Source organism: Chelatococcus sp. HY11 (assembly GCF_018398335.1).
In the GTDB taxonomy this organism is placed as follows: Bacteria; Pseudomonadota; Alphaproteobacteria; order Rhizobiales; family Beijerinckiaceae; genus Chelatococcus.
Genome location: NZ_JAHBRX010000001.1, coordinates 4,242,544 through 4,259,294 on the forward strand (window position 1 = coordinate 4,242,544; position 16,751 = coordinate 4,259,294).

The window sequence follows — 16,751 nt, forward strand, 5'->3', positions numbered from 1 at the left end:
CGCAGGATGCGATGATCGCATTGTAAAACCATCTGTTTCTCGGATAATTGGTGATCCCGCCGCGGCGATTTCTTCGCGCCAGCACATCCGCCCAAATGGACTAGACATATACGGAGGTGGCTACTTGAAGCTCCTTCGCGCCTCAGGGGAGGGGACATTGAACGAGCAGATCAAAGCGCTTGAGGAGATCTTTCGGTCGAAGCCACGTCCGACCACATGGACGGAGCGGCGCGAGCGCATGGATGAGGTCTGCGCCATTGATCCCGTGAGCACTAGCATCGCCTTGGAGCCTATCTCCATCGGCGCGATACCCGCAGAGTGGTCACTGGCTCCGGGAAGCGACGCCGGTCGGGTGCTGATGTTCCTCCATGGCGGAGGCTATTGTTCGGGGTCGATCAAAAGCCACCGCACCATGGCGACGGGTGTCGGCCGGGCGGCGGGTGTCCGCACGCTGGCGGTGGGATACAGGCTGGCACCGGAGCATCCCTTCCCGGCTGGCCTCGACGATGCGCTCTCGGCTTATCGCTTTCTGCGGGCTGAGGGCTATGCCGCGGAGAATATCGCGATCGGTGGAGACAGCGCGGGTGGCGGCATGACGCTTGCCTGTCTTCTCAGCCTGCGAGCTGCCGGCGAGGCGTTGCCCGCCTGCGCGTGGCTGGCGTCCCCCTGGGTCGATCTCGATATGACGGGTGAAAGCCTCACGACAAAGGCTGCGGTCGATCCGCTCATCCAGCGGGATTATCTCCAGGGGCTTGCAGCAGCCTATCTTGGCGGGAATGATCCGCGTAACCCACTGATTTCGCCGCTTCACGCGGACCTGAAAGGCCTGCCGCCGATCCTCGTGCAGGTGGGTTCCAGTGAAACGCTACTCGATGACGCGGTGCGTATAAGCCGTGCGCTGGGTGTGGCGGATGTACCGGTGACATTGGAGATTTGGCCGGAGATGATCCACGCTTGGCCGCTCTGGTCCGCCCGCCTCGACGACGGTGCCCGCGCCACCGAGCATGTCGGCGCGTTCCTGCGTCATCATTTCAGTAAAAATTGAAGCGAATCAGATCTCGAAAGTTTTAGTAAAAAAGAAACGCGCCCAGAGGGCGCGTTTCAATGTGTTCAGTGCAGAGTATCGTCAGCTTATAGCGCGATATTCCGGGATCAGGCGAAGCTCACGTAATCGGCAAGATTGGTGCCGGCGAGGTTGACGCCCGCGAGGTGGACGATGTTGTTGATGATCAGGCCGTCGCCGAATTCGGCGACATACCACTCGCCCTTGTGCTGGAAGCCGACGATCCTATCGTCGGCGGCATAGCCAGCGACGAATTCGGTGGCGGCGAAGAGAGACAGATTGTTGAAGGTGGCCTTGGCCGCGTTGCCCGCGGCGTTGGTCCCGAATTTCACGATGCCGTCGTCGAAGTTGGCGACCGTGATGCCGAGAACCTTGATCGCGCCATCGGCCTGAACGGCATTGTCATCGTTGAACACGAGTTCGTCGGCCGTCGTGTCGAAGCCGGTGACATCGTCCATGGCGAGGAAGATCGACTGGAAGATGTCTCCCGTATAATAGACTTTATCAACGCCGGCGCCCAGGTGGATACTGTCACCGCCGAAGCCGCCTGTGACCGCGCTGCCGCCGCTGCCGGCCTTCAACGTGTCACTGCCCCATTCGCCATTGAGCTCGGTAAAGCCCGTGAAGTTGGAGGCGTCGGCGGTGTCATCACCCAGCTTGCCGTCGAAGACGAAGCGCTCGACGTTCTGGAAGGTGACGAGATCGGCGCCGTTGGAATCCACCAGCTTCGTCGCGTTCACCACGATGGTGCTGCCACCAAGCGCGGCGACGAGTTTCAGTGTGTCAGTGTCGGCACCGCCGTCATAGGTGGTGCCGGCGCCGCTCACCTTGTCGCGCACGGTGAGGAGGTCATCACCGGCGCCACCGTTGAAGACCACCTTGCCCTTGTAGGCTGTCAGATCGAGCTCGTCCGCGCCACCATTGGCATTGACGGTCTTGATGCCGTTGACATCCTTGGCGTCGATGACTTCCTCGGAGTTATGCGTGACCTTGAAGGTATTGGCGTCGCCCGAGAAGGCCAGGATGTTGGCCTGGTCGTCGCCGACGATCTCCAGTGACGTCTGGCCGCTTACCGTATTGCCGATCAGCGTGTCATGACCGCCGTAGGACAGCTCGTGGATGACGTCGTTGTCACCCTTGCCGGCGTGGAACTCGTTCTCGCCGCCACGTCCGCGGAAGATGACCCGTCCACTGAACTGGCTGGCATCGACATCGTCATTGCCCGCGTCGCCGACGAAGTTGAAATCTTCGACGCTCGACAGATAGAGCAGGGTTGAGCTGCCGTTGGTCAGCGCGTTGTCCGACAGGAACAGCGTGCTGCCCGAGGCCTTGGCATCCACCGCCAGCCCGTCACGATCGGCGCCGCCATTATAGGTCGAGCCGACGCCGCTGTAGCCGTCCTTGTAGACAAGGGTGTCGTTGCCGGCATCGCCGTTGAATGTCAGGATACCGGTGAAATTGCGCAGATCGACCTGGTCGCCGCTGGCGCCGCCGTTGACCTTGATCGGTCCGTTACCGAACTGGCACGCGTCGATGACATGGTTGTTGGTGTTATCTTTAAATACCTTGAACGCGTTGCCGCTGCCCGAGAAATTGAAGACGTCGGCCCCGGATGTGCCGTTGACTACCAGCTCATTCGACGCCAGATATGTCTTGCTGTAGTTCCACCACAGCAGGCTCCAGTTGACCGTCTTGTCAACACCACCGATGATCGTGTCAACGCCGCCGTTGCTGTAGTCGTGGGTGAAGACGTTCTTTCCAGATGCGCCGATAAGCTTGTTGGTTCCCGCTCCGCCATTGAAGCGCGCGTCGCCTAGGTACTTCGCCGCATCAAAGGTCTCATTGCCGGATGTTCCGGAGAATGATACACCGTTGTTGATCAGTGTTGCGAGGAATTTGGATTGGCCGTTTACCGATCCATTCAGTGTCGTCGGGATATTGAATCCGAAGATATTCGTCGATTCAATGACAACTTTTGCGTTGCTGCCATTTCCTTTGATGACGAGATCATTCTGTTGGGATAAATTGCCGGCTATGATACTATAACCGCTTGTACCGACATTGTATGTTTTCGTCGCCACGGGCGCCCCCCAAAATTGCAGTTGAGTCAAATATTTGTAATTTTTGGATATTCCCGCCGGGATTTTTGATGGCGGGTATCAATAAATACCACTCCCTTGCGGCCATTTCCAGCGGTACTTCGGTATTGTCAAGGCCAAATTCGCGATTCTGAGCGTCTCGCCTATGTGATTTTTTGAGACAGCGGTTTCGGCATCGAAGGCGAGCCGCGTCCGACGTGAGGCGCATCAGTTCCGTCCGCGCGCGGCGTCGGAAATCGATGGGCGCAGGTTGGCCGTCGGCTCACATTTGGGGAAGGCGACCGGGGAGGCTCGCTGATGGGCGGGGCGACGACATCACTCTTCTGCCGGCTCAGGCCGCCGCTTCTTGAAGGCGCGGCGCGTTGTATTTTGCCTGCACGCCTGCAGGTGAGGGCACCGCTCCGACTGCCTGGGCGCGCGGAGCCAATGTCATCGCTTCAGCCGCCCGACCGCCAGCATGGCTGCCGCGAATGCTGTCAGTGTGAGGCCGATCGTGACGATGCCGGCCGGCGTGATGCGTCCGCTGCCTTGCATGGAGATGCAGTTGCCCACGCGTAGATTGAACACGCCTTTCATCTCCTCGGGGTGTGTGGGGATGGGCTCGGTTGTGGAGGGCAGAACATCTTCCTGATTGGTCATGACGCGTCCTCGTCGCCCGGATGGGATGGCGCGAACTTTCGCGCCCGCGTGGAGGGTCGTCAAGGCGACTGCCGGGTGCCGCTCATTCGAGGGCCTTTTGGGCTCTCCTTCCCGGCAAGCGCATCGGCCTTAAAGCATCGTGCACCGACTGGGTCGTTCGGCCGCCGCTATCCGCGCATGCGTTTTCTCGCGATTGCCCCGCCGGCTTCTCGTCAGAGGATGCCAGCCCGCATCACCCCTTGCCAAACCAGCATGGCTCCCACAGGCAACAGGAGCCAGTAAATGACGGTGTAGAGCTGCTCGCCGGACACGCGCCGCACAAGCCAGATGCCGGCAAGGGTCGATACCAGCGCGAGCGGGAACAGAACGAGCGCCGTGCTGAGATTGCCGGGGGTGAGTTGGTTCAGCGCCAGGAAAGGCACGATCTTCGCGCAGTTGATGATCGTCCAGATGATCTGCTGCGTGCCGACGAAGATATCCCTCGGCAATTTCTGAGGCATGAGAAAAATCTGATGGAGCGGCGCGCCGGTATTGGCGATCATGCTCGTGAATCCGCCGCCCACCCCGCATATCCAGCCGGTGATGCGGCTCAATCGCCCGCTGGGCTGCGCTCGCTTGCCAAGGAGCGACTTGATACCGAAGCCGGCGGCGATGATGCCGAGCACGATCTCGACCGCACCGGCAGGCAGCTCGGCGGCCAGAACATATCCCAGAGCCACGCCGACAAAGGAGGCCGGCAGGAGGATGCGGACGTTCGGCACATCCCACTTGCGCCAATAGGCATAGGTGCTGATGAAATCCTGGAAGATCAGGATGGGCAGCATGATGGCCGCGCCCTGCACCGGCGAGATCGCGAGGCCGATCAGCGGGAGCGACAGCACGGCGAGGCCCGCGAAGCCGCCTTTTGACAACCCGACGAGGATGACCGCCGGGATCGCGAGGGCATAGAACAGGGGATCGGTGATCATCGTCGGTCCACATCAAATCGCGATGATCGTCGATTTCCAGTCGGTATATTTGTCGATCGCGTGGAGGGATTTGTCCCGGCCAAAGCCGGAGGCCTTGAAGCCGCCGAAGGGCACGGAGATCGAACCGCGATCGAAACAGTTTACCCAGACCGTTCCGGCACGGAGCGCTTTGGCCACCTGATGCGCCCGCTTCACGTCGCTGGACCAGACGGAGGCCGCGAGGCCGAAGTCTGTGTCATTCGCGGCCGCCACGGCCGCCTCGGCATCGCGAACCGGGATCACCGAGAGAACCGGTCCGAAGATTTCCTCTCGCGCGATCGTCATGCCATTGCCCACACCATCGAACACGGTCGGGGCGATGAAGTAGCCGCCACTCTCGGCCCGTGCCCGCCGTCCGCCGGCGACAAGCCTCGCCCCTTCCGTCTGCCCTTGGTCAATATAGGCGAGGACGCGGTCCATTTGCTCCCGGCTGACGACCGCACCCATTGCGGTCGCCGGGTCGAGCGGATCACCGGCGGCAAAGGCGCTGCTGGCGGCAATGATCTTGTCAAGCAGAACGTCATGGATCGGGGCCTCGACGATCAGGCGTGAGCCGGCGTTGCAGACTTGTCCGGTGTTGCTGAAGATGCCCGCGACAACCGCCTCCGCCACCGCGTCGAGATCGCCGGCATCGGCGAGGACGACCTGAGGCGACTTGCCCCCGAGCTCCAGGCCGACGCGTTTGCCATTGGATTGGCCCGCGTAGGTGAGAAACCTGCGGCCGATGTCCACCGAGCCGGTGAAGCCGACGCAATCGACATCGGGATGCAGCCCCAGCGCCTGGCCCGCTTCGGGACCGAGGCCCGGCAGCACATTCAGCACGCCCGGCGGCAGGCCTGCTTCCACCGCCAGCGCCGCGATCCTGATCGCGGTCAGCGGCGACTGTTCCGCTGGCTTGAGGATGACGCTGTTGCCGGCCGCCAATGCGGGGCCGATTTTCCAGGCCGCCATCAACAACGGGTAGTTCCAGGGCACGACAGCGGCGACAACGCCCAGCGGCTCGCGGGTGACGAGGCTGACGAGATCGTCGGGACCTGGCGCGACCTCGCCGTAAATCTTGTCGATCGCCTCACCATAATACGCGATGCAGGCGGCCGCATTCGGGACATCCCAGCGCAGGCTGTCGCCGATCGGCTTGCCGACATCGAGCGTCTCGAGAAGCGCGAGCTCTTCCACGCGCTCCTCAATGAGTTTGGCGAAGCGGAGCATGATCCGCTTCCGCTCCTTGGGCGACTGCCGGGTCCAAACCCCGCTTTCAAAAGCCCGGCGAGCGGACGTTACAGCGCGGTCGACATCCTGGGCGTCGCACGCCGACACGGCGGCGATGGGCTGTCCCGTTGCCGGATTGATCGTGCTGAAGGTCCGGCCGGATTGCGCCGGGCAATAGGCTCCATCAATGAAGGCGCGAGTCTCCGGTCGGAGCCGCGCAGCCTTTTCCTGCCAGAACGCCGTGTCGTGCAATGTCATGATCTCATTCAATCCGTCGGCCGTCGTGCGAGTCAGTCGAGGAGGCAGTCGGGCGAGACCTCGATCAGTGTCGGGCGGTTTGTCGAATGGGCTCGCGCCAGCGCTGATTCCAGTGCCGCGCCGTTGGTGGGGCTGGCGTAGTCGCAGCGGTAGGCGGCGGCGAGCCGCTCCAGCTCCGGCGGCGCGACATCGACCGCGACTGGCTCGATGTGATGGGCCGCCATGTGCCGGCGTATGGCGCCGAACCCGTGATTGTTCCAGACGACAACCGGCAGTGGCAAACCGAGATCCGCGGCGGTGGCCAATTCGGCAACCGTGAATTGCAGCCCGCCATCCCCCGTCAGGCACACCACGGCTTGCCCTGGAGAGGCCAGTTTCGCGCCGATCGCCGCGGGAAGCGCGTAGCCAAGCGTCCCGTATCCTGTCGAGGCGTTGAACCACGCGCGCGGATGGGACGGTTCGTGAAAGCGGTTGCCGGCGTAGACCGGCAGCGTGCTGTCGCCGACGATGATCGCATCCGCATCCTTGCCCGCGAGCGCGGCGATCAGCGGCTGGAATTGCCGGGCGTGGGGAGGAAGCGTCGCGGCCGCGGCGTCACGCACGGCCCGGACCCGCGCCGCGCCACCACTCTCGCGGGGGTGCGTGGCTTCAAACAGTGAATCCACGGCCCGTGCCGCGTCCGCGTGGATGGCGATGGCGGGCAGCGCGTTGCGAAACAACTGCTCGGGGTCGATGTCGATGCGGATCAATGGGCCGAGCGTGAGCTTCTGGCCGGCCTCCGTCTCGAAATCGGTCGGCCCGAGCTCGGTGCCGATCGCCAGCAGTGGATCCGCGCTCGCGAGGAGTTCGCGCACGGGCGCCATGCTCGGTGCGTAGCCGATGGTGAGCGGATGTCCCGCGGGAATGAGGCCCTTGCCGTTGATCGTCGTCACGACGGGCGCATCGAGCCGCTCGGCCAATCGGGTGATCGCCTGCCCGCAGAAGGCGGCACCGCCGCCGGCGAGAATGACAGGCGCTCGCCCCGCGCCGAGAACGGACGCGGTGGCTGAGATCGCGTCCGTTGCCGGAGAGGGAGGACTTGTGGAGACTATCGGCACAGGCGCGGCCGCACCGGGGCCGCGCAGGAGATCGACCGGGATCTCGATATGGACAGGGCGCGGGCGGGCGCTGCGAAAGATCGCGAAGGCCCGGCCCAGCACGTGCGGGAGTTCAGCGGCATCCATCAGCGTATGGCTGAAGGCGGCGACGCCGGCCGCCATACGCTGCTGGGACGGCAACTCATGGAGATAGCCATTCCCCGAACCGAGCTCGCCCCGGGCACCGACGCTGGAGATCACCAGCATCGGCACGGAATCCGCGAAGGCCTGACCCATCGCGGTGGTGATGTTCGTGACCCCCGGACCGCTGACGATGAAGCAGACGCCCGGGCGCCCCGTGACCCGGGCATAGCCGTCAGCCATGAAGCCGGCGCCCTGTTCATGGCGCGGCACGACATGCCTGATCGTGCTCGCCGCAAGGCCCCGGTAGAGCTCCATGTTGTGGACACCGGGGATGCCGAACACGTATTCGACGCCAAGAGCCTCGAGCTGGCGGACGACGGCAACGCCAAGGCTTGGTGCCAAGTCCAGACTTGGTATCGTGTCCTGCTCTGGTGCCAGCCTGGGGGTATCGACGCCAGTCCCCATCACTCCGCCGCCAGCGGCATGGTCTCCGGATTGAGCAATCCCTTCGGGCGCTCGCCCTTCATGAGGCGCACGAGGTCACGCGATACGGATGCGCAGCGTGTTCCGCGCACTTCCCATGTCGCGCCGCCGTTGTGCGGAGCCAGGATGACATTGTCGAGCTTCGTCAGCTCCACCGGGCAATAGGGATCAGCATAGGGCGGCTCGTCCCAGTAGACATCGAGCGCCGCGCCGGCGATCACGCCATCCTGCAGCGCCTTGATCATGGCCTTCTCGTCGACGATGCGCCCGCGCGCCGTGTTGATGAAATAGGCCTCCTTCTTCATCAGGCCGAACTCACGTTCGCCGATGAGGCAGTGCGTGCTGTCGTTGTAGTCGCACTGCACCGAGAGATAGTCGCTCTCCGCGATCAATGTGTCGAGTTCTGGCACCCACTCCACGCCCAGCGCCTTCTCATCCTCGGCGGACAGACGATTACGCTTGGTATAGATCACCTTCATGTCGAAGGCTTTCAGGCGGGGAACCATGTAGCGCGCCACGGCGCCCATGCCGATCATTCCGACCGTCTTTGCCGGGCAGCCCTGGCCCATCAAGGCCATCGTCTGCTCCTGCTTGAACTGGCCCGCGCGGGTGTAGCGATCGGAATCGACGATCCGGTAGGCGAGGCCCAGGATCATGCCGACGGTGAGATCGGCCGTCGCCAGGCTCACACCGCCCTGGAAGACCTCGGCCGTGTCGCCCTTGACGATCGGCAGGTTGCGGGCGGTGGCCGCCGGAATGTCAATATTGATGCCGACCTTCGTCAAGGCGCCGATTGCCTTCAGATCCGGATTGGCGTTGATGACATCGGCGCTGACGATGGTATCTCCCAAAACGTAGAGCCAGTCGCAGCGCTTGGCGTTGGCGATGAGTTCGTCCTGGCTGATCTGCCGGTCGAGATAGGGATAGACGGTGACATCGGCGACTTCACGCAGGATGTCGAGCGCGACTTCCGGGATCGGCTGAGCCACGAAGACTTTATCACGCATACGCGGGAGCTCCTTGAGTTAGACTGCGGGACGGGCGAGACCGTCCCGATGATCAGGAAAACGATGTGATGAGATCGACGTAGGCCTTCTCGGAATCCGCGAAGTAGTCGCGATACCAATCGGCGCTCGTCTTGGCCTGAACGGCCGCATTGGCCGGCGATCCGTTGTCGATCGCGAGCTGCTCGGGTGTCTCCAGCGCGCGGGCGGCCGGGTTCGCCGGGCCGTTGCCGAGAAGATCGAGAAGCGCGATCTGGGCCTTGGGGTCCTGCATGACGGCGATAGCCTCCATGGCAAGCTTCCCCGCGGGATTGCCCTTGGGCACCACCCAGCAGGCTGGCATCAGGAACCCGCCCTTGAAGGTGTAGTCGACCTCCGCGTTGGCTTCGCGCTTGAGAACGTTGGCCCTGGTATTCCAGATATAGGCCATGGCAACATCGCCGTTGCGCAAGATATCCATGCTGCGCGAGCCCGTATCCCAGAAGATCAAATCATCCTTGATCGAGGATATTTTCTTGAACGCGCGTGCCTGGTCCAGAGGGTAGAGCTTATCCGCGGGTACACCGTCGGCCATCAATGCCATTTCAAGCATGGCGGTGGACGATTTACGCAGGGCGCGCTTGCCAGGATATTTCTTGACATCAAAGAAGTCGGCCAGCGTTGGCTCTCCGGAAACCTGCTTCTTGTTCCAGGCAAGCACGAAGCTCGACATATAGTTGCAGATGCCATACTCGTAGGCGAATTCTGCCGGAACCTTGGACTTGTCGACAACGCTATAGTCGATTTTCTCGAGCAGACCGCGTGGGCCGAGTTCACCGATGGCGCCAACGCCGGCGTCGCAGACGTCCCAGGTCACATTCTTGGCGTCGACCATCGCTTTGATCTTGCCATTGCTTGGACCGGATTCGTCATAGACGAATTTTCCGCCCGCCTTCTCATAAAGCGGCCCGAAAACGGCGACGAATGCCTTCTGGGAATCGCCGCCCCAGGTCGCCATGACGACTTCCTTCGCGGCGGCCGAGGCGCCGCCGAGGCCAGAACTCAGCCCGACAGCACCGAGCGCCGTGAGCCCCTGGATGAGTGTGCGTCGACTGATCTGGCCCTTGTTGTAACGCTCAACAGCAAGTTCAACGCAGTCTTCCGCAAATTCCTGCAAACGCGCCATCGTATTCCCCTCATTATTGTATGGAATAGATCCGCGAGGACATCGAACTGAGCGATGTCGCTCTGACGCAGGCCCGGCTCTTTATGCGACGTGGTTTACGTCTCCGCCAAGTTCACTGGTCTGCAGACATTGTGCAGGGGACGCGCATGCGGTCGCAACTGATAATTCTGAGAGCTTGTCTCTGAGAAAAACTAACAATGAAGCGCACGCAAACGACAGGATGCCGCGGACCTCGCGTCGCGGCGGGTAAACGGTGGGGACCGGCGGACGAGTTTTAAATCTTCCCGTCGGCGATATCAGCATCGACCCATTCGATGAACGTCTGGACGAGAGGGGTGGTGCGCATGTCGCTGCGGCAAATCAGGAAGAAGGCATCGGTCGCGGGCACGGCCAGATCGAACGGCACCACGAGCCGCCCGTTCGCGAGCGGCTGGCGGATCGTCACATTGTCGCCGAGCGCGATGCCGTTGCCGTACATGGCGGCGGTGATGGCGAGATGGGCATCCGACATGAAATGCTGACGGGCCTTGGCGAGCGTGTCGGTTGCGCCGGATGCGGCGAGCCACCGGCTCCACTCGCGTCCTGCGTCCCCGTGAAGGATCACGTGCTGCGCCATGTCGCGCACTTCGCGCAGTTGGATCTTGTTGAGCAGCGTCGGACTGCAGACGGGAAACAGGCTGATTGTCGTCAGCTCGCGTACCCATCGGTCCGCCCAGCTGCCGTCTCCATAGTGGATGCAGAGATCTATGTTGGGTGAATAGACGTCGGCGGGATTGTTCGACGAGGAGAGGCGCAGGCGAATGCCCGGAAACTGATCAGTAAATGTCGCTATTCTAGGCAAAAGCCAAAAGGTAAGCAGTGCCGGAACGCAGCTGATCACAAGGTCGCCCTCCATCGAGGGGCGCCGAAGACGGCTGGTTGCTTCGGCGATCGTCTCAAAGGCGCTGCTGATCGATGGCAGCAAGGCGGATCCCTGGGCGGAGAGGCGCAGCCGCGTGCCCTCCCGATGAAATAATTTGACGTTGAGGGTCGTTTCGAGCGCCCGGATTTGATGGCTGACCGCGCTGTGCGTGACGTGCAATTCGTTCGCCGCCTTTGTCACGGAAAGGTGTCTGGCGGCGGCTTCGAAGGCCCGCAGAGGATTCAATGGCGGCAGTCGCGCTGACATGGCGTTCGTTATCTTTCCTCACATCGCCGGCGCAATATTTATCATTTGCCTCGGCGCTCTATACTTTCCAAGCTGCATTCGTAGACGCTCAACGTCTCACGCAAGCAAGCGACGCGAGCCATCCTGCTCTGCCTCCTTTGGTCGTGGGGACTCCGGGCTGTCCTGTTGCAACCCGTCTGGCATGAAGCATGCCAAGAGGTCGGTATGGATCGTTCAAATCTGGAACGGCTGCGCAGAAAATATGCGGATGCTCACGGCGGCGAGCTGTTTGATCCGCATTTCCGCAAGGTCGCTGATCGCATCTTCGACAAATCCGGGACGCGGACGTTGCCGTTCGCGGGAATTCCCACCTTTCTGTCGTTGCCTCACCGCGCGGTCGACATGGCTGCGCCGGATTTCGGCGACTTGCAGGTGGCTCTGCTCGGCATTCCGATGGACCTGGGCGTGACCAATCGCAACGGTTCGCGCTTCGGGCCGCGTGCCCTGCGCACCATCGAGCGTATCGGGCCGTACAATGAGGCGCTCGGTTGTACGCCTGGTGCCGAACTCCGGGTTGCCGACATCGGCGATGTCCCGTTCCGCAGTCGCTACGATCTGGCCGCCTGCCATGCGGATATCGAAGCCTATATCAGCGCGATGGTTGACGCGGGCGTCGCGCCCCTGTCGATCGGCGGCGATCATTCCATCAGCTACTCCATCCTGCGTGCCGTCGGCCGCGAGAGGCCGGTGGGCATGGTGCATATCGACGCGCATTGCGACACCGGCGGCCTGTACGACCAGACGAAATTCCACCATGGCGGCCCCTTCCGGAATGCCGTTCTCGATGGCGTGCTCGATCCGGAACGCACGATCCAGATCGGCATCCGTGGCGCGGCCGAATATCTGTGGGAGTTCTCCACGGATTCCGGGATGACCGTGATCCACGCCGATGAGATCACCTCTCTCGGCACCGATGCGATCGTGGCTGAGGCGCGCCGGATCGTCGGCGACGGGCCGGTCTATCTGTCCTTCGACATAGACAGCCTCGATCCGGCCTTCGCTCCGGGTACCGGCACGCCCGAGATCGGCGGGCTGACCACACGGGAGGCGCTGGCGATCATCCGGGGCATGAAGGGGCTCGATATCATCGGCGCGGATGTGGTGGAAGTCGCGCCGCAATACGACGCGACGACCAACACGGCCCATGCCGGCGCGCAGATGCTCTTTGAGATCCTGTCGCTCATGTGCTTCAGCCCCACGGTGACGGGCGTCCCCGCCAGCGAGAGCATGACGGAGGCGCAGGCACTGATGGGCGATCCGCAACCGGCGGAATAGCGCCATGCCCGCTGATACCCTCACCCGGCTGCACCCTTCCTCCAAACAAGCGCCGCAGCAGCGCGCACGGTCGCTCGTGCCGCTTGTCGCCGAACGCGCCGCTGAGATCGAACGGATCAGGCGGCTTCCCGAGGACCTCGTCGACGCCCTTGTCGGCGCCGGCCTGTTCCGCCTTCTCATGCCGGCCTATGTCGGCGGCGAAGAGGTCGCGCCGCTTGCCTTTCTCGAGGTCATCGAGACCATCGCGTGCGAAGACGCAAGCACCGCCTGGTGTCTCTCGCAGACGTCGGTCTGCTCCACCGCCGCGGCCTCGCTGCCGCGCGAGATCGGATCGCACATCTTTTCCGATCCCCGCGCGATCCTCGCGTCAGGCTTCGGCGGCGGCAGGGCGTTCCCCGTCGCGGGTGGCTATCGCGTCACGGGTTCCTGGGGATTTGGCAGCGGGAGCCGTCACGCCACCTGGCTCGCAGGGGCTTGCGTGCTCCACGACACGGATGGCGAGCCCTTGCATGATGCTGCGGGCAAGCCACAGAGCCGGATGATGCTGTTCCCCCAGTCCGCTGTCACCCTCAGCGATGCCTGGGATGTCATGGGGCTCAAGGGCACCGCGAGCGACACCTATGCTGTCGATGGCCTGTTCGTGCCGGACGGCTACGCGTTCCAGTTCGGCGCCAAGCCACAGGCGCATGCCGCCGGGGCGCTCTATCTCTTGCCACCGGACAGCCTGTGGGGCGGCGGTTTCGCTGCCATCGCGCTGGGCGTCGCGGGCGCCATGCGTGAGGCCTTCCTCACCCTGGCGCGGGAGAAGACCGCGCGCGGTCAGAAGCGGCCGCTCGCGGAACAGGCTTCTGTGCAGGCCCTTGTCGCGGAAAGCGAGGCGCGCCTGAAAGCGGCCCGCCTTCTTGTCCACGTCACCTTTGCGGATGTGTGGGCGGACCTGTCGGAGAGCGGCCACATCGATCTGGCGCAACGTGTGGCGATCCGGCTGGCCGCGAGCCACGCCATCCAGGAAGCCAAGGCCGTCGTCGACGCCTGCTACCACGCGGCGGGCACATCAGCGGTGTTCGCGTCTGCGCCCTTCGAGCGTCGCTTCCGCGACATGCATATGATCACGCAGCACCTCCACGGCCGGCGTGACCATTTCGAGACCGTCGGCCAGTTCATGCTCGGCCTGAACCCCGACGTTGCATTTCTGTGACCAATGACACCTTGGCGCGAGGCTTGCTTGGCGTCACCCGCAACACAAAATCGAGGGGCAGACCTTGAGCTTTGCGCACGCTGTTCGCGATGTCTTTGACCGCCCCATCCGCCGGGCCGCCCGGCCGGGCCAGGCTGCGCTGGCGGGCGCGATTACGGTCGACAATCTGACCAAGACCTACGGCCGCGCGACGGCGCTCCATGACGTGTCACTCGAGATCAGCAGTGGTCAATTCATGACCCTGCTCGGCCCCTCGGGATCAGGCAAGACAACCCTGTTAATGTCGATCGCCGGCTTCGTCTCACCATCCGCCGGCACGATCAAGCTGAACGGCGAGGTCATTAACCACCTGCCGCCTGACCGGCGCGAGTTCGGCATGGTCTTCCAGGGTTATGCGCTGTTTCCGCATTTGACCGTGGCGCAGAACATCGCTTTTCCACTGCGTGTCCGCCATCGCCCGAAGCCTGAGATCGAGGAGCAGGTCAAGCGGGCCCTCGACATGGTGCAGCTCGATCGTTTCGCGGATCGCTTTCCGCGTCAGCTGTCCGGCGGGCAGCAGCAGCGCGCGGCGCTGGCGCGCGCGCTTGTGTTCGAGCCGAGCATCGTGCTGCTCGATGAGCCGCTGAGCGCGCTCGACAAGAATCTGCGCCATGACCTCCAGGGCGAGCTGAAGGACCTCCACAACCGTGTCGGCTTGACATTCATCTACGTCACCCATGACCAGCAGGAGGCTTTGTCGATGTCCGACGAGATCGCCATCCTCTCGGAGGGCAGGCTCGTCCAGCTCGGATCGCCCGCGACGCTTTACGAGAAGCCCGCGACGCGTTTCGTCGCCGGCTTCCTCGGACAGAGCAATTTCATCAGCGGGCAGGTCGAGACCGTTTCCGGAGATGCTTTCACCTATCGCAGCGGCGCCACCCTGCTACGACAGGCCGGTGGGGCCCACCAGTTGGTGGGCAGCTCCGTCACCGTGACTATCAGGCCTGAGAAGATCCGCCTCCTCGGCCCTCAGGACACGGCCGACAACATCGTTACCGGGCGCATCGCCAAGTTCAGTTATTACGGCGGCCATTATCACCTTCAGGTCGATGTCGAGGGCATCGGCCGGATCATGCTCGACGCGCCGACCTGGGGGCGGGAGCCGCCGTCGCTCGACGACGCGATCCGGATCGGATGGGACGCGGCAGCCTCAGTGACCGTCGCTGCCTGATGAAGGTGCAAACCGAGACATGACAGCGCTCCCCAATTCCGAGATCTCCGGCCGCATGGGCGGACAGTTGCGCGACCGGCGCGCGCGTTTCGGCTGGCCGGTCAGCGATCAGACCGCCTTCTACATCCTGATCGCGCCAGCCACGCTGCTCCTGCTGGCGTTCTATGTGTATCCGCTGCTTCAGGTCTTCTGGATCAGCTTCACCGAGCCGCAGCCCGGTTTCGCCAATTATGCGCAGCTGTTGAGCCCCTCGGTGCTGCGCGTCGCGACCACCACCTTGCGCGTTTGCCTGATTACGACCTTCATCACCGTCGTGCTGGGCTATATCGTGGCCTATTGCTGGGTGCAGGCAGGGCCGCACGCCCAGCGGCTCATGCTCGTCGGTATCCTCCTGCCGCTCTGGGTATCGGCGCTGGTGCGCGCCTTCGCCTGGATCACCCTGCTTCGTCGCGAGGGGATCATCAACGCGACGTTGATGAACATCGGCGTGATCAATAACCCGCTGCCGCTCCTCTGGAACGAGCTTGGCGTGATCATCGGCGTGGTCCACTACATGCTGCCCTATGCCATCTTGCCGCTGGCCGCCAATCTCAGGGGCATCGACCCCGCGCTGATCGCGGCCGCGCGCGGCCTTGGCGCGACGCAGGGGCAGGCCTTCCGCATGGTCTACCTGCCGCTGAGCGTTCCCGGGATCGTCGCTTCGGGCATCCTGGTTTTCATCTTCTCGCTCGGTTTCTACATCACGCCGGCGCTGCTGGGCGGCGGGCGCACGATGATGGTCACCGAATACATCAGCATCCAGATCATCGAAGTGCTGCGCTGGGGCCTCGGCACGACGCTGGCCGTCACGCTGGTCGTCATCATCGCCTTGCTCCTGGCCGTGGTGTCCCGCGTCCTTGATCTGCGCAAACTCTTTGGTGCGAAATGAAAGAGGCCGCCCTCCTTCCGGCACCACAGACACGAGTGGCCGCGTGGGTCGTCGTCTGCTTCCTGTTGCTGCCTATCCTCGTGATCGTGCCCCTGTCGCTGACAGACCAGGACTATCTCGCCATGCCGGTGGATGGTCTTTCATTCCGGCACTACGTCAACCTCTTCACAAGCCCGACATGGCTCGGCAGCTTTGCCCAGAGCCTTTTCATCGCCTGCGTCTCGACGGTCCTGTGCGTGACACTCGGCACCTTGTGCGCGATCGGCTGCTGGCGTCTCGGCAATCGTGTCAGCGAGATGGTCAGGCTTCTGATGCTGTTGCCGATGATCGTGCCGACAATCGTCTATGTTCTTGGGTTCTACCGCCTGTTGGTCGATCTGAGACTTCTGGGCACCTATGTCGGCGTCATCATCTCGCACGTCGTCACCGGTATTCCTTATGTCATCGTGATCGTCTCGACAGCACTCGCGAGCTTCGACCTTCGCTACGACATGGCGGCGAGAAACCTCGGCGCGTCCATGTCGCAGTCGATCCGGCTGGTGCTTCTGCCGAACATCAAGGCGGCGGTCGCCTCAAGCGCGATCTTCGCCTTCATTCACAGCTGGGACGAGCTTCTGATCGTGCTGTTCATCGCGGGACGGACGATCTTCACGCTGCCGCGCCGGATATGGGACGGAATCAACGACAAGCTGGACCCGACCATGGCGGCTGTCGCCACGCTCCTTCTCCTCATCTCAGCGGCTTTGCTTTTTCTCGACTTGATGCTCCGCAAGCGGGAGAGCTGAC

General features: G+C 62.9%; 14 protein-coding genes. 6 read left to right on the forward strand and 8 right to left on the reverse strand.

Annotation, left to right across the window (positions count from 1 at the left end):
- Nucleotides 1–157 precede the first annotated feature (157 nt).
- Complete coding sequence (locus KIO74_RS19305) at nt 158–1,045, forward strand: alpha/beta hydrolase (protein ID WP_249731071.1); 888 nt, start codon at nt 158–160, stop codon at nt 1,043–1,045.
- A gap of 107 nt (nt 1,046–1,152) precedes the next feature.
- On the opposite strand, the gene KIO74_RS19310 is transcribed toward KIO74_RS19305, so the two are convergent.
- The 8 genes from KIO74_RS19310 to gcvA form a co-directional block, all read right to left on the reverse strand.
- Nucleotides 1,153–3,144, reverse strand: a complete 1,992-nt coding sequence (locus KIO74_RS19310) for a hypothetical protein (protein WP_213333376.1) — start codon at nt 3,142–3,144, stop codon at nt 1,153–1,155.
- A gap of 447 nt (nt 3,145–3,591) precedes the next feature.
- Nucleotides 3,592–3,801 carry a hypothetical protein gene (locus KIO74_RS19315; RefSeq protein WP_213336119.1) on the reverse strand — a complete coding sequence of 70 codons (210 nt, stop codon included), beginning with the start codon at nt 3,799–3,801 and terminating at the stop codon, nt 3,592–3,594.
- Nucleotides 3,802–4,013: 212 nt separating this feature from the next.
- Nucleotides 4,014–4,769, reverse strand: a complete 756-nt coding sequence (locus KIO74_RS19320) for a sulfite exporter TauE/SafE family protein (RefSeq protein ID WP_213333377.1) — start codon at nt 4,767–4,769, stop codon at nt 4,014–4,016.
- A gap of 12 nt (nt 4,770–4,781) precedes the next feature.
- Complete coding sequence (locus KIO74_RS19325; RefSeq protein WP_213333378.1) at nt 4,782–6,275, reverse strand: aldehyde dehydrogenase; 1,494 nt, start codon at nt 6,273–6,275, stop codon at nt 4,782–4,784.
- A gap of 32 nt (nt 6,276–6,307) precedes the next feature.
- Nucleotides 6,308–7,960, reverse strand: coding sequence for a 5-guanidino-2-oxopentanoate decarboxylase (locus tag KIO74_RS19330; RefSeq protein ID WP_213333379.1), 1,653 nt, complete (start codon nt 7,958–7,960; stop codon nt 6,308–6,310).
- Nucleotides 7,960–8,985, reverse strand: a complete 1,026-nt coding sequence (locus tag KIO74_RS19335) for an NAD(P)-dependent oxidoreductase (protein ID WP_213333380.1) — start codon at nt 8,983–8,985, stop codon at nt 7,960–7,962. The genes KIO74_RS19330 and KIO74_RS19335 overlap by 1 nt, the downstream gene beginning before the upstream one ends.
- Nucleotides 8,986–9,037: 52 nt before the next feature.
- Nucleotides 9,038–10,147, reverse strand: coding sequence for an ABC transporter substrate-binding protein (locus tag KIO74_RS19340; RefSeq protein WP_213333381.1), 1,110 nt, complete (start codon nt 10,145–10,147; stop codon nt 9,038–9,040).
- Between the two features lie 274 nt (nt 10,148–10,421).
- A complete protein-coding gene (gene gcvA / locus KIO74_RS19345) occupies nt 10,422–11,315 on the reverse strand; it encodes a transcriptional regulator GcvA (protein ID WP_213333382.1) in 894 nt (297 codons plus the stop codon).
- Between the two features lie 204 nt (nt 11,316–11,519).
- Here gcvA and speB point away from each other — a divergent pair, with 204 nt between their 5' ends.
- The 5 genes from speB to KIO74_RS19370 all read left to right on the forward strand — a co-directional run bounded on the left by speB (nt 11,520) and on the right by KIO74_RS19370 (nt 16,750).
- Entirely contained in the window at nt 11,520–12,629 is a 1,110-nt protein-coding gene (speB, locus tag KIO74_RS19350) for an agmatinase (RefSeq protein ID WP_213333388.1), read from the forward strand.
- A gap of 4 nt (nt 12,630–12,633) precedes the next feature.
- The gene (locus KIO74_RS19355; protein ID WP_213333389.1) at nt 12,634–13,827 is read left to right on the forward strand and encodes an acyl-CoA dehydrogenase family protein; all 1,194 of its coding nucleotides are present in this window, start codon (nt 12,634–12,636) and stop codon (nt 13,825–13,827) included.
- A 64-nt stretch (nt 13,828–13,891) separates the two neighbouring features.
- Entirely contained in the window at nt 13,892–15,037 is a 1,146-nt protein-coding gene (locus KIO74_RS19360) for an ABC transporter ATP-binding protein (RefSeq protein WP_249731072.1), read from the forward strand.
- 19 nt (nt 15,038–15,056) lie between these two features.
- Complete coding sequence (locus KIO74_RS19365; RefSeq protein WP_213333391.1) at nt 15,057–15,965, forward strand: ABC transporter permease; 909 nt, start codon at nt 15,057–15,059, stop codon at nt 15,963–15,965.
- Nucleotides 15,962–16,750: an ABC transporter permease gene (locus KIO74_RS19370; RefSeq protein ID WP_213333393.1), complete on the forward strand. Its 789-nt coding sequence runs from the start codon at nt 15,962–15,964 to the stop codon at nt 16,748–16,750. The genes KIO74_RS19365 and KIO74_RS19370 overlap by 4 nt, the downstream gene beginning before the upstream one ends.
- The last annotated feature ends 1 nt before the right edge of the window (nt 16,751 follow it).

Bases quoted from the DNA above. Each gene is read 5' to 3' on its own strand.
- KIO74_RS19315 (WP_213336119.1), bottom strand. From the start codon at position 3,801: ATGACCAATCAGGAAGATGTTCTGCCCTCCACAACCGAGCCCATCCCC.
- KIO74_RS19320 (WP_213333377.1), bottom strand. From the start codon at position 4,769: ATGATCACCGATCCCCTGTTCTATGCCCTCGCGATCCCGGCGGTCATC.
- KIO74_RS19325 (WP_213333378.1), bottom strand. From the start codon at position 6,275: ATGACATTGCACGACACGGCGTTCTGGCAGGAAAAGGCTGCGCGGCTC.
- KIO74_RS19330 (WP_213333379.1), bottom strand. From the start codon at position 7,960: ATGGGGACTGGCGTCGATACCCCCAGGCTGGCACCAGAGCAGGACACG.
- KIO74_RS19335 (WP_213333380.1), bottom strand. From the start codon at position 8,985: ATGCGTGATAAAGTCTTCGTGGCTCAGCCGATCCCGGAAGTCGCGCTC.
- KIO74_RS19340 (WP_213333381.1), bottom strand. From the start codon at position 10,147: ATGGCGCGTTTGCAGGAATTTGCGGAAGACTGCGTTGAACTTGCTGTT.
- gcvA (WP_213333382.1), bottom strand. From the start codon at position 11,315: ATGTCAGCGCGACTGCCGCCATTGAATCCTCTGCGGGCCTTCGAAGCC.
- speB (WP_213333388.1), top strand. From the start codon at position 11,520: ATGGATCGTTCAAATCTGGAACGGCTGCGCAGAAAATATGCGGATGCT.
- KIO74_RS19355 (WP_213333389.1), top strand. From the start codon at position 12,634: ATGCCCGCTGATACCCTCACCCGGCTGCACCCTTCCTCCAAACAAGCG.
- KIO74_RS19365 (WP_213333391.1), top strand. From the start codon at position 15,057: ATGACAGCGCTCCCCAATTCCGAGATCTCCGGCCGCATGGGCGGACAG.
- KIO74_RS19370 (WP_213333393.1), top strand. From the start codon at position 15,962: ATGAAAGAGGCCGCCCTCCTTCCGGCACCACAGACACGAGTGGCCGCG.